The following is a 12190-nucleotide window of genomic DNA, read 5'->3' on the forward strand; positions in this document are numbered from 1 at the left end:
CCGCTAAACCGCGCAAAAGACTTAAAGCTAAGGACGCGCCGATGGACACCCCCGAGCAGCCGCAGATTTACCTGATCACCCCGCCGACCATCACGTTGAGCACTTTCCCCGACCAACTGGCCCGCGTTCTGGACAGCACCGAAATCGCCTGTATCCGATTGGCCCTTGCGGGAAATGACGAGGATACGATTGCCCGTGCCGCTGATGCCTGCCGCGAGGTGGCACATACACGGGACGTGGCGCTGGTGATATCCAACCACGTCCTGCTGGCGCAGCGTCTGGGTCTGGATGGGGTGCATCTGGATGATGGCGCGCGCTCGGTCCGGTATGTGCGTAAGGAATTGGGTGCCGATGCCATTGTCGGCTGCTTCTGCGGCACCTCCAGCCATGACGGCATGTCGGCTGGTGAGGCCGGGACGGATTATGTGGCCTTTGGCCCGGTTGGCACGTCCTCCTTGGGTGACGGAACCGTGGCCGAGCACGATCTGTTCCAGTGGTGGTCCGAGATGATCGAAGTGCCGGTTGTGGCAGAAGGCGGCCTGACCCCCGAATTGATCCGCGACCTCAGCCCCTTCACCGATTTCTTTGGCATCGGGGATGAGATCTGGTCACAGGATGACCCGGCCGCTGGACTGAACGACTTGATCACTGCCATGGGCTGAGCAGGATGTGAGCGTTAACCCTTGCACCCACGCCGGGGCTGCGGCATGACGTCGACATGACTCAGAACAGCGAAATTCTTTGTATCGGTTCTGTCCTGTGGGACGTGATCGGACGTTCTGCCAGCGCCATGCGGCAGGGGTCGGATGTTCCCGGCAGGATCACCCGCCTGCCCGGAGGCGTGGCAATGAACATTGCCATGACGCTGGTGCGGTTTGGCATGACGCCCACCCTGTTGACCGCCATTGGCCGCGATCCCGAAGGGGATGAGCTGGTCAATGCCTGCGCCCGGCTAGGGATGGTAACGGATCACATCTATCGCTCGCAGGACCTGCCGACCGACCGATATATGGCTGTCGAGGGCGCCAATGGGTTGATTGCCGCGATTGCGGACGCCCATTCACTTGAGGCTGCAGGGGCAAAAATTCTGAAACCCCTGATGCAAGGCCCATTAGGCACAGAGACCATGCCATTTGATGGTCCTGTCGCTTTGGATGGCAACCTGACGCTGTCGCTTTTGGAAGAAATCGCGCAAAGCCCAGCCTTCGCCGGGGCCGACCTGCGCGTGGCACCGGCCTCACCCGGCAAGGCCGATCGCCTGCTGCCTTTCCTCAAGCATGCCCGCGCGACGCTTTATGTGAACCTCGAAGAGGCTGGCATCCTGTGCCAGCGCGAATTCGCGGATTCGGCAAGCGCCGCCAAGGGGCTGCTGGATCGCGGCGCGCTGCGCGTGCTGGTGACTGATGGCGGTAGTTCGGCAACCGTTGCCAGCGCTGAGGAAATCTTGACCCAAAAACCCCCATCCGTTCTGGTCACCCGTGTGACCGGCGCGGGTGATACATTCATGGCGGCGCATATCGCATCCGAGGCCACCGGTGCCCCAAGCGATGAGGCCCTGTCACGTGCCCTGCATGCCGCCGCAACTTACGTTTCCGGAGAAACCCCACTGTGATCAACATTCAATATTCTGCCGAGGTCCGCGCCGCCAAAGACGCAGGCCAACCCATCGTTGCGCTGGAAAGCACGATTATCACCCATGGTATGCCCTACCCGCAGAACATCGAGGTCGCGGCACAGGTTGAACAAGACATCCGAGAGGCGGGCGCGGTGCCAGCCACCATGGCGGTGATCAATGGTACGCTTCACGTCGGTCTGGAAACCGAAGAGTTGAAAGCACTGGGCCAAGCGCATGGGGTCGCCAAACTGTCCCGTGCCGATATGGCCGCCTGCATGGCAACCGGTGGGACCGGTGCAACAACGGTCGCCGCAACCATGATCGCCGCCCATCACGCCGGGATCGACGTTTTTGCCACCGGCGGTATTGGAGGCGTCCACCAAGGGGCTGAAACCTCGTTCGATATCTCTGCTGACCTGCACGAATTGGCCCATACCCCGGTCACGGTTGTTGCCGCAGGCGCCAAAGCCATCCTCGATCTGGCCAAGACGCTTGAGGTTCTGGAAACACTGGGCGTTCCGGTCATTGCCTATGGCCAGGACGAATTTCCGGCCTTCTGGTCGGCAAAATCCCCGCTGGCAGCCCCTCTGCGCATGGACAGTGCGGAAGACATCGCGCACGCACATGCGACCAGACGCGCGCTTGGCCTGCCCGGCGGCCAACTTGTCGCCAATCCGATCCCGGAGGCCGATCAGATCCCATCCGAGGAACTGGCCCCGATCATCGCCTCGGCACAGGCGGATGCAGATGTGCATCGGATCAGCGGTAAAGGGGTCACACCCTACCTGTTGCAACGGATTTATGAGCAGACCGAAGGTCGTTCTCTGACCGCCAATATCGCATTGGTCCGCAACAATGCCCGCCTGGCAGCCGGGATCGCCCGCGCCCTGTCCGCCAAGGCGGATTAACATATAGCTATTGTACCAAGGCCAAGGACTGCTTAACTAAATTCGCAAGCCACTCAGGACCGTAATGAACACTCCTTTTGACGAAGAACCCAACCGACAGCCCGGCCTGTTCTCACGGCTGCGCGCGTCCTTTCTGACGGGCATCGTCGTTATTGCGCCGGTGTGGTTGACGATCTGGCTGATCTGGTCTGTTGTCGGCTGGATCGACAGTGCGGTCCTGCCGCTGGTTCCCCACCAATTCCAGCCTGAACAATATGTTGGCATCAACCTGCGCGGTGTAGGTGTCATCTTTTTTCTGGTGTTCACCGTCGTGGTTGGCTGGGTTGCCAAGGGCATCCTGGGCCGGTCCTTTATCTCGTTCACCGAAAGCCTGGTGAACAGGATGCCGGTCATCCGGTCCATCTATTCAGGCATCAAGCAGATTTCCGAGACCGTCTTTGCCCAGACTGAACGGTCATTTGAAAAAGCCTGTCTGGTTCAATATCCGCGCCGTGGCATCTGGGCCATCGGGTTCGTCTCGACCACCGCCAAGGGAGAAGTCAACGAACGCGCAGAAGCGGGTGGCGATCTGTACAGCGTGTTCATTCCGACGACACCCAACCCGACATCGGGGTTCCTGCTGTTCTTTCCGATCGAGGACGTCATCCTTTTGGACATGTCGATCGAAGATGCCGCCAAGCTGGTGATTTCGGCCGGTCTTGTTTACCCGAACGACAAAGACCCGACCCAGCCACCAGAGTGACTATCCAAACATTTCCGGCAGATTGACCGTGCTGCGTGCACCCAGATCGGCCTTGTGATCTGTCAAAAACTGATCAGCTGCATTGCGGCCAGCTTCTTTGAGCTTATGCAGGACCACAGGGTTGGGCACTGTCTTGGTCGCGACCGAGAGGTCATTCATCAACGCGTCATCGGCAATCATGTGAACCAGAACACGGCTCATTTCGCCCGCTTTCAGCTTGCCATCTTCCAGCAAGCGCTGAACGAAGCTTATGGCCCTCAGTTCCCGAAACAGCGATGAGTTAAAGCCAATCTCATTGATCCGGTTCTGGATCTGCTGCGGCGTCTTGGGGATCTCTTCCCGTTCCAGAGGGTTGATGTTCAAGATCACCACGTCCTCGGGCAGATCGGAATTGAACAAGGGATACAGAGCTGGATTACCGGTATATCCGCCATCCCAGTAAGCCTCGGTCCGGCCCGATTTTGGATCGAATATCTCGACCGCCTGAAACAGGGTTGGCAAACAGGCAGAAGCAAGGATGGCCTCAGTCGACAGCTCATTCCCTGTGAACACCCGTATCTTTCCGCTGCGCACGCATGTCGCGCAGACATACAGACGCGGACCTTCGGCAGCGCATATTTCATCGAAATCAAAGCGCTCAACCACGGGCTGCAAGGGGTTACGGTAGAACGGCCCATAGGCATAAGGCGAAACCAATCGCGACCAGGCGTCGCCTACAGCAAACGGCAGCGAATTTTCGATGGACTGTGCGATATGTGAGGGCTCAAACGCACGCATCCAGTTGGTCAGGTTCGTATCGTCGACGGCCCCCATACGAGCCCAGAGCGCATCAAGATTGGCGCGCGCGCCCTCCCGGCCGCCCCGTACCATGCCAGACTTATAGGCCGCACCGTTCAGTGCACCTGCCGATGTTCCGGTGATCGCCGCGACTTCGATATCATCTTCGTCCAGCAGACGATCCAGCACACCCCAAGTGAACGCGCCGTGCGCGCCGCCGCCCTGCAAAGCCAGATTGATACGTATCACTGCCCTACTCCCCAAGGCTCAGAGCGCGGTCCACCCGCCATCAACTGAAATCGTCGTGCCGGTGATCTGCGCCGCCGCATCCGAGCACAGAAAGATCGTCGTACCGCCCAGTTGTTCGACCGTAGCGAATTCTTTCGAAGGTTGCCGCTTTAGCAGGACATTCTTCACGACATCCTCACGGCTCATATCGTATTCTTTCATCGTATTGGGTATCTGCTCTTCGACCAGCGGCGTCAGCACATATCCCGGGCAAATCGCATTACAGGTAATCGGCTCTTGTGCGGTCTCGAGGGCTACGGTTTTGGTCATCCCGACAACACCGTGCTTGGCCGCGATATAGGCGGCTTTGAAAGGCGATGCCGTCAACCCATGGGCCGATGCAATATTCACCACCCGTCCCCAGCCCGCCTTGCGCATCATCGGCAACGCGGCGGCAGTGGTGTGAAAGGCCGAGTTCATGTTGATCGCAATGATCGCGTCCCATTTGTCGGTTGGAAACTGATCAATCGGCGCCACATGCTGAATGCCGGCATTGTTGACCAGGATATCGCAGGCTCCAGCCTTTTCGATCAGCGCCCGACACTCGTCACCCTTGGACATGTCCGCTTTGAAATAGCGCGCGTTGGTTCCGGTTTCCTGCCCGATCTCTGCGGCCAGAGCATGATCTTCGTCGCGGTCAGTAAACGAATTCAGCACCACATCCGCCCCGGCTTTGGCCAGCTCGCGGGCGATGCCCAGCCCGATGCCCGAATTCGATCCTGTGATGATTGCTGTTTTGCCTGAAAGACTCATGGGTGCTCTCCGTCAGATTCCGTGTTGACGGCACAGTGCCATGCTGCACCTGCAAAGAAAACGGGGAAAGATTGGGGGCGCTGTATCAGCGAAAATCGCACAAAAAAACGCCCGCACGAAGCGGGCGTTAAGTTATTGAGGCAGGTTTCATACAGGCAAGAAACCTATCGAGCAGTACGCCCTTTATAAGCAATTCTACGCCTTCGTCCAAGCTAAAAGTTTGATAATATGAAAAATCATGGCTACGGTGAATCCCAACAAAATAAGGCCAGAGCAGGATTGTTTCCAAAATGAGCCCCGATTTCCTTCGCCCCGTTCGCCCTATGATCGCGGGAATCGTTAGTGTTTTTGCCGTTGCAGCAGCCCATGCAGAATCGACCCATGGCATAGCTATGTATGGCGACCCTGCCCTACCACCGGATTTTGTGTCGCTACCCTATGTCAACGCTGATGCACCCAAAGGCGGCAAAGTCGTATTTGGAAATACCGGCGGCTATAACAGCCTTAACCCGTTTGTGCAAAAAGGCACGTCACCCTGGCAGTTGCGATTTTGGACCCATGAAAGCCTGATGGGGCGTTCCTGGGACGAACCTTTCACTCTTTACGGGTTGTTAGCCGAATCAGTTGAGACGGCTCCAGACCGATCCTGGGTCGAATTTACCCTGCGAGAGAATGCCCGATTCTCGGATGGGTCACCAGTCACTGTCGAGGATGTCATATGGTCATATGAGACTTTGGGAACCGAAGGGCATCTGAGATATCGCGGCCTTTGGGGAAAGATCGACAGTATCGAACAAACCGGACCGCGTTCCGTCCGCATCACGTTTAACGACCCCGACCGCGAGCTTGCGTTGATCGCCGGGATGCGCCCGATCCTTCAGAAGGCACAGTGGGAGGGTAAAGACTTTGCCGACGCGCCGCTGCAAGACATCCCCTTGGGGTCTGGACCATATGTCATCGACGGGTACGAAGCCGGACGGTATGTGAACCTGCGTCGCAATCCGGATTACTGGGGCGCTGACATTCCGTTTCGGCGCGGCACCATGAATCTGGATGAGATGCGGATCGAGTTCTACGGGGATGGCACAGTCGCATTCGAGGCCTTCAAAGCAGGCGAGCTCTCAGCCGTGCGCGAGTTTAACGCCGATAAGTGGAACAACCAGTATGACTTCCCCGCGGTACAGCGCGGCGATGTGCTGAAAACCGAAATCCCGCATCGCAAGCCTTCGGGCATGACCGGATTTGTCATGAATACGCGCAAGCCACCCTTCGATGATTGGCGCGTGCGCGAGGCTCTGACTCTGGCTTTCAATTTCGAATTCATCAACGACACCGTCACCGGAAGCGCGCAACCGCGGATAACCTCGTATTTCTCGGGCTCGGATCTGGCGATGCAACCCGGTACTGCCACCGGTCAGGTGGCTGAACTGCTGCAGCCGTACGCCGATACACTGTTGCCCGGTACGCTGGAAGGTTACGAGCTGCCGGTAGGTGACGGTTCGGAACGCAACAGGGCCAATCTGCGCAAGGCAACCAAGCTTCTGCAAGAGGCTGGCTGGACAGTTCAGGATGGCGTGTTGCGAAACGCAGATGGCGAAGCGTTCATCGTTGACATGGTCATCAGCCAGGGCAGCCTCAACGTTGTCCAGAATGTCGGAACGATCGCCGAAATCTATGCGCGTACGCTTGAACGGCTTGGCATCGAGCTTACAGTCGAAAAAATCGACGACGCACAATACACCTCTCGGATGGATGCGCATGATTTTGACATGACCCCATTTCGCCGGGCTCTTTCCCTGTCGCCGGGTAACGAACAACGCCTGTATTGGGGCAGTGAAAATGCTGACACGGCAGGAACACGTAACCTGATGGGGGTTCAGTCGCCAGCAGTGGACGGTTTGATCGATACGATGCTGGCCTCTGAAAGCCACGAAGATTTCGTGTCTGCGACCCGCGCGCTGGATCGCGTTCTAACCGCTGGCCGGTATGTCATCCCGATCTGGAGCTTTGACGTCGGCCGGATTGCACATGCGCGTGAGCTGAAACAGCCGGAAACCCTGCCCATATACGGTGACGGGCCGGAATACATGCCGCAGGTCTGGTGGTACGAGGAATAGCAGCGCCTCAAAAGAGGCGGCCCCGTCCTTTCCTAATTGCTAACTGTCCGTGCCAATCTCGTTCCAGAGGATCGCAACCGCTGCAGATGTGATGCAATAAGACCCGTTCGGCGTTTGCTGTGTGGGTCTCATACCCTTCGGCGGATTCTGGCACAGACCCGCAGTACCACGACATGCAGGTAAAGGCTGTGGGCATTCCGCTATAAATTGATGCGATCCCTAGTTTCAGACAAATTTGAAAAATTTCAACAAGGGGCTTTACGTAACGGGTTCGAAAGATATAGCCTGCGACTAGTGCAAATGTATCCAATTTGAATTACGCCAAACATTACCGACACATAGCTGTGTTACAACGTCAGGAACAGTATTTTCGGACCAGCCTCCACTCACTCAAAACTATTTGGTCCGTAGGCCCGTCTCAGATTTCCTGTGGCGGGCCTAACTGATTTAAACTTCGCACGCTCAAGGTGCGACATTTTGCCATAGCCCTACCTGCAAACACCATTCGTACCCTGAATTCAGGGCCGAGCAGATCTGTAGCCAGACAAACAGAAAGCCCAATTGATGTTTAAGTGGAACGATCTGACGCAAGATTGGAATGAAATGTACGCCCGTGCAAAACGGCGTTTTCCCAATTTGCGCGACCGAGACATGGATGCGGTCGGGCGCGACCGTGCGCAATTCGAGGCTTATCTGGCCGAACGCCATCATCTGACGGTGAACGAGGCACATGAAGAGCTTGAGGATTTCCTGTTCACCGAAGCGCTAACCCGTGAAGTCACCAAACATCTAGGTAAGTGACGTCACCCACAGGATCATCGCGTCTTCTTCACTGACCGAAACGACATTATGCCCCATGCTGCCGTCGTAATAGGCGCTGTCACCGCGGCGCATTTCGACGGGTTCGTAGAACTCGGTATACAGGCGAACGACACCCGTCAGCACGTACAGGAATTCTTCGCCATCGTGGCGGACCCACCCGTCAAACTCATCCATCGACCGGGCACGTACACGGGCGCGATAGGGCAGCATCTGCTTTTTCGTAAGCGTCTCAGCCAGCAGTTCGTGCTCGTATGTTGTGGTTGCGTGGCTGGTGCCTTGCCCCATCCGGGTCACGGCCATACGCCCGATCACCTGCTCGCGCTGTGGCGGCGTGAACAGCTGCGGAACAGAGATTTCCAGCCCGATCGCCAGTTTCTTCAGCGCATCGTATGTAGGCGACATCTGCCCGTTTTCGATTTTGCTGAGCGTTGAACGCGCCAATCCCGCCTGATTGGCCGCTTGTTCCAAAGTCCAGTTTCGCGCCTTGCGCAATTCACGCACACGGACGCCAAGGTCCAGCGGTTCAACCTCTGTATGCTCGCCCGAGTTTCGGGCAATTCGGATCAGAGATGTCTGCTCTTTGGTTCTCATGGGCCACTCTATAGGGCCAGCCTGTCCCGCTTGCAACGCAGCAGTTGCCGCGTTAGCCAGACGCCATGCTTTCCCTGTTCGATCAAGGCCCGCCCAAGGCCTGCCCCACCCCCTTCAATCTGGCCGCGCATGTGTTGCGTCAAGCAGATCGCAATGGCGACAAGATTGCCTTGTCCGTACTTGGCGCAACATCGGCACAGAACTGGAGCTTTGCTGCGTTGAAACGCGCGATCCTTGCAACCGGTACAGGTCTGCTGCGGGCCGGTTTGAAACCGGGCGATCTGGTCTTGATGCGTTTGGGGAACACGGTTGATTTCCCAATAACCTATCTGGGTGCAATCGCGGTCGGCATTGTACCCGTGCCGACATCGTCACAGCTGACACAGCCAGAAACGGCAAAGATCATCCAAGATCTGAAGCCCGCCGCCATATTGCGCGATCCCGATATCGCCAGCGCGGATCACCCGAACCAAATATCTTTGAGCCAACTGCGCGAGATGCGCGATCTACCTCTGGCCGAGTTTCGGATGGGCGACCCCGAAGACATGGCTTATGTGGTCTATACGTCTGGCACCTCGGGCAAGCCACGGGCCGTTGCACATGCCCATCGTGCAATTTGGGCGCGGCAGATGATGGTGGATGGGTGGTACGGCCTGCAGGAAACGGATCGATTGTGCCATGCAGGTGCGTTCAACTGGACCTATACGTTGGGGACAGGACTGATGGATCCCTGGACCATTGGCGCGACAGCGCTGATACCGGAGCCCGGCACCGATCTGTCGACCCTACCCGATATGCTGCGCAATCACCGTGCCACGATTTTTGCTGCAGCTCCTGGCGTGTTTCGGAAAATTTTGAACGAAGCAAACGATCTGCACCTTCCCGATCTGAGGCACGGCCTTTGCGCTGGTGAAAAACTCTCACGGCATCTGCACCAGAAATGGACACGGATCACCGGGCGCGAGTTGTATGAAGCTTTTGGAATGTCCGAATGCTCGACCTTCATCTCTTCAAGCCCGGCCTATCCGGCACGTGGCGATGCACTGGGGCAACCACAACCGGGGCGGCGTGTGGCAATTCTGGGTCCAGACGGGCCGGTTCCACAGGGGAAAGAAGGGACCATCGCCATCCACCGATCAGACCCCGGCCTAATGCTGACCTATCTCAACGCGCCGGACGAAGCGCAGGCCAGGATGCAGGGCGAGTGGTTTCTGACCGGCGATCAGGGTGTAATGGCAGTTGATGGTCAGATCACCTATCTTGGCCGAGACGATGATATGATGAATGCAGGCGGCTACCGGGTCTCACCGATCGAGGTCGAGGCCACATTGTCCCGATATCCCGGCATCACGCAGGTCGGCGCGGCCACAGTTGAGGTCAAGCAGGACAGTTTTGTCATAGTGGCATTCTATACCGGGCCGGAAAAGCTGGACGAGGACGCCCTGCGCGCCTATGTCGAGACAAATCTGGCGCGCTATAAGCAACCGCGCGCCTTTATCCATCTGCCTCAGCTGCCAACAGGCGGCAATAGCAAACTTTTGCGCCGGGCGCTGCCGGCCTATTTCAAGGCGACCAATACATGACCCAGACCGTCAAGCTCGACATCATGTCTGACCCGATCTGCCCCTGGTGCTATATTGGCAAGACTCATCTGGACAAGGCGTTGGCCGCAACTCCGGATCATCCATTCATCATTGAATGGCACCCCTTTCAGCTGAACCCCGATATGCCGGTCGAAGGCATGGATCGGCGCGAATACTTGGAGCGCAAATTCGGCGGAAAAGACGGAGCCATCCGTGCGTATGCCCCGGTGGTCGAGCATGCCGAAAATGCAGGGTTGGGCATCGACTTTGAGGGGATGAAGCGCACCCCGAACACGCTGGATGCTCATCGGCTGATCCACTGGGCCGGAATCGAAAACAAGCAGAACGCTATAGTTGATGCCCTGTTTCAGGCCTATTTTGTACAGGGTCGCGATATCGGCGACCACGAGGTTCTGGCGGATATTGCCGACAGTCAGGGGATGGACGCCGCCGTCGTCATGAAGCTGCTGAAATCCGATGCCGACCGCTCCGACATCGGCAACCGTGACGCGCATTCCCGGCAGATGGGTGTGACGTCGGTACCGACTTTTATCGTTGCCAACCAACATGCTGTCCCCGGCGCGCAACCACCGGAAATGTGGGAACGCGTGATCGGTGAAATCATGTCTCAAATCGAGGCTTCTCCTGCAAAATAGCACAGCCTCCTGTGCATTCTGATCACTGGCCGTGCCCAATCCGCTGTGATAGCGCGAACGGGTCAGGAGAGCCCCATGAGTAATCGAATGCCGCGCGGAGAATTTGTCGCTTTGATCGCAATGATGTTTGCGACAATCGCGTTTTCTATCGACTCGATGCTGCCCGCCCTGCCGCAGATCAGCGCGCAACTCAGCCCAGGTGATGCAAACAAGGCGCAGTTGATCCTGACCTCATTTGTGCTGGGCATGGGGATCGGCACCTTTTTCACCGGCCCTCTGTCGGATGCATTCGGGCGCAAGCCGGTAATTTACGTCGGCTCTGCGCTGTATATCCTGTCTGCCGCAGTTGCCTGGGCCACCTCCTCGCTTGAGATGCTGTTGATTGCGCGCATCTTTCAAGGCATTGGCAGCGCGGCCCCACGCGTGGTGGCCATGGCCATTATCCGTGACCTCTATTCCGGCCGTGAGATGGCCCGCATCGTCTCGATTGCCATGATGATCTTTACGCTGGTTCCCGCCATCGCGCCTATGATGGGTGCCGGGGTGATCGCTCTGGCCGGGTGGCGCGGCATCTTCGCTTCGTTCATGTTGTTCTCTTTGATCACCATCACGTGGATGGGCCTGCGTCTGAGCGAACCTCTGGCACCCGAGAATCGCCGCCCCCTGCGCCTGCCGCTTATGATTGATGCCGCGCGGCAGATGTTTGCACACCCGACTGTGCGGGTTTCGATCATGGTGCAAACGCTTTGCCTTGGGATGCTGTTCACCATGCTGACGATGGTACAACCTGTTTATGACATCATCTACGACAGAGCCGACAGTTTCCCCTTCTGGTTTGGTTTCGTTGCTCTGATGGCTGGCTCGGCCAGTTTGTTGAACGCGACTTTGGTCATCCGATTGGGGATGCGCCGGATTGTAACCTGGACTTTGGGCGCACAGATCGTCTTTACGTGTTTTGTCATGGTAATGAATGGTCTGGACCTTTCTGATGGCGCCTCATTTGCGCTTTTCGTCAGTTGGCAGACTGCCGTGTTCTTCATGGCCGGTATGACGATGGGCAACCTGAATGCCATCGCGATGGAGCCGATGGGCCATATTGCGGGCATGGCAGCGTCAGTCATAGGCGCGGTATCAACCGTTCTGGCCGCTGCAGTGGCAGCCCCCTTGGGACAGTTGTTTGACGGATCGATCCTACCCTTGGCAATAGGTGTCCTGACCATGTGCACGATGGGGTTCGGCCTGATGCTGTATATGGGCCGGATAGAAGACAGATTGCCCGCCTGATCTGTGCAGAGCGCGTGAAACACGTTATCCTCCCCTTGTTTCGAGGGGAGATTT

At 57.4% G+C, this 12190-nt stretch carries 12 protein-coding genes; 9 read left to right on the forward strand and 3 right to left on the reverse strand.

What is annotated here, in order from left to right:
• The first annotated feature begins 41 nt into the window (after positions 1–41).
• The 4 genes from AC2FH8_RS03235 (at position 42) to AC2FH8_RS03250 (ending at position 3265) form a co-directional block, all read left to right on the forward strand.
• On the forward strand, positions 42–662 hold the full coding sequence (locus AC2FH8_RS03235) for a thiamine phosphate synthase (RefSeq protein ID WP_496688248.1): 621 nt from the start codon (positions 42–44) through the stop codon (positions 660–662).
• Positions 663–718: 56 nt separating this feature from the next.
• Positions 719–1612, forward strand: a complete 894-nt coding sequence (locus tag AC2FH8_RS03240) for a PfkB family carbohydrate kinase (protein WP_281972023.1) — start codon at positions 719–721, stop codon at positions 1610–1612.
• A complete protein-coding gene (locus tag AC2FH8_RS03245) occupies positions 1609–2523 on the forward strand; it encodes a pseudouridine-5'-phosphate glycosidase (protein WP_271947324.1) in 915 nt (304 codons plus the stop codon). The genes AC2FH8_RS03240 and AC2FH8_RS03245 overlap by 4 nt, the downstream gene beginning before the upstream one ends.
• A 64-nt stretch (positions 2524–2587) precedes the next feature.
• Positions 2588–3265: a DUF502 domain-containing protein gene (locus tag AC2FH8_RS03250; protein WP_142633557.1), complete on the forward strand. Its 678-nt coding sequence runs from the start codon at positions 2588–2590 to the stop codon at positions 3263–3265.
• On the opposite strand, the gene AC2FH8_RS03255 is transcribed toward AC2FH8_RS03250, so the two are convergent.
• Positions 3266–4291 (reverse strand): patatin-like phospholipase family protein, encoded by a 1026-nt coding sequence (locus tag AC2FH8_RS03255; protein ID WP_496688251.1) that lies wholly within the window; start codon positions 4289–4291, stop codon positions 3266–3268.
• A gap of 18 nt (positions 4292–4309) precedes the next feature.
• A complete protein-coding gene (locus AC2FH8_RS03260) occupies positions 4310–5083 on the reverse strand; it encodes a 3-hydroxybutyrate dehydrogenase (protein WP_496688253.1) in 774 nt (257 codons plus the stop codon).
• A 290-nt stretch (positions 5084–5373) separates the two neighbouring features.
• Here AC2FH8_RS03260 and AC2FH8_RS03265 point away from each other — a divergent pair, with 290 nt between their 5' ends.
• Complete coding sequence (locus AC2FH8_RS03265) at positions 5374–7200, forward strand: extracellular solute-binding protein (RefSeq protein WP_281972021.1); 1827 nt, start codon at positions 5374–5376, stop codon at positions 7198–7200.
• Positions 7201–7764: 564 nt separating this feature from the next.
• A complete protein-coding gene (locus tag AC2FH8_RS03270) occupies positions 7765–8001 on the forward strand; it encodes a hypothetical protein (protein WP_142633552.1) in 237 nt (78 codons plus the stop codon).
• On the opposite strand, the gene AC2FH8_RS03275 is transcribed toward AC2FH8_RS03270, so the two are convergent.
• On the reverse strand, positions 7990–8613 hold the full coding sequence (locus AC2FH8_RS03275; protein ID WP_142633550.1) for a helix-turn-helix domain-containing protein: 624 nt from the start codon (positions 8611–8613) through the stop codon (positions 7990–7992). The genes AC2FH8_RS03270 and AC2FH8_RS03275 overlap by 12 nt on opposite strands.
• A 65-nt stretch (positions 8614–8678) precedes the next feature.
• Between AC2FH8_RS03275 and AC2FH8_RS03280 the strand changes: the two genes are divergently transcribed.
• From AC2FH8_RS03280 to AC2FH8_RS03290, 3 genes are all read left to right on the forward strand, one after another.
• On the forward strand, positions 8679–10196 hold the full coding sequence (locus tag AC2FH8_RS03280; RefSeq protein WP_281994554.1) for a class I adenylate-forming enzyme family protein: 1518 nt from the start codon (positions 8679–8681) through the stop codon (positions 10194–10196).
• Positions 10193–10852: a DsbA family oxidoreductase gene (locus tag AC2FH8_RS03285; protein ID WP_281994553.1), complete on the forward strand. Its 660-nt coding sequence runs from the start codon at positions 10193–10195 to the stop codon at positions 10850–10852. Before AC2FH8_RS03280 ends, AC2FH8_RS03285 begins: the two co-directional genes overlap by 4 nt.
• Positions 10853–10927: 75 nt before the next feature.
• Positions 10928–12136, forward strand: coding sequence for a multidrug effflux MFS transporter (locus AC2FH8_RS03290; protein WP_496688255.1), 1209 nt, complete (start codon positions 10928–10930; stop codon positions 12134–12136).
• Positions 12137–12190: the final 54 nt, after the last annotated feature.

The sequence above is a fragment of the Ruegeria sp. CDSC025 genome (genome assembly GCF_059610805.1).

Excerpts from the sequence above, each read along its gene's own strand:
- AC2FH8_RS03235 (WP_496688248.1), top strand. The coding sequence starts at position 42 with ATGGACACCCCCGAGCAGCCGCAGATTTACCTGATCACCCCGCCGACC.
- AC2FH8_RS03240 (WP_281972023.1), top strand. The coding sequence starts at position 719 with ATGACTCAGAACAGCGAAATTCTTTGTATCGGTTCTGTCCTGTGGGAC.
- AC2FH8_RS03250 (WP_142633557.1), top strand. The coding sequence starts at position 2,588 with ATGAACACTCCTTTTGACGAAGAACCCAACCGACAGCCCGGCCTGTTC.
- AC2FH8_RS03260 (WP_496688253.1), bottom strand. The coding sequence starts at position 5,083 with ATGAGTCTTTCAGGCAAAACAGCAATCATCACAGGATCGAATTCGGGC.
- AC2FH8_RS03265 (WP_281972021.1), top strand. The coding sequence starts at position 5,374 with ATGAGCCCCGATTTCCTTCGCCCCGTTCGCCCTATGATCGCGGGAATC.
- AC2FH8_RS03270 (WP_142633552.1), top strand. The coding sequence starts at position 7,765 with ATGTTTAAGTGGAACGATCTGACGCAAGATTGGAATGAAATGTACGCC.
- AC2FH8_RS03275 (WP_142633550.1), bottom strand. The coding sequence starts at position 8,613 with ATGAGAACCAAAGAGCAGACATCTCTGATCCGAATTGCCCGAAACTCG.
- AC2FH8_RS03280 (WP_281994554.1), top strand. The coding sequence starts at position 8,679 with ATGCTTTCCCTGTTCGATCAAGGCCCGCCCAAGGCCTGCCCCACCCCC.
- AC2FH8_RS03285 (WP_281994553.1), top strand. The coding sequence starts at position 10,193 with ATGACCCAGACCGTCAAGCTCGACATCATGTCTGACCCGATCTGCCCC.
- AC2FH8_RS03290 (WP_496688255.1), top strand. The coding sequence starts at position 10,928 with ATGAGTAATCGAATGCCGCGCGGAGAATTTGTCGCTTTGATCGCAATG.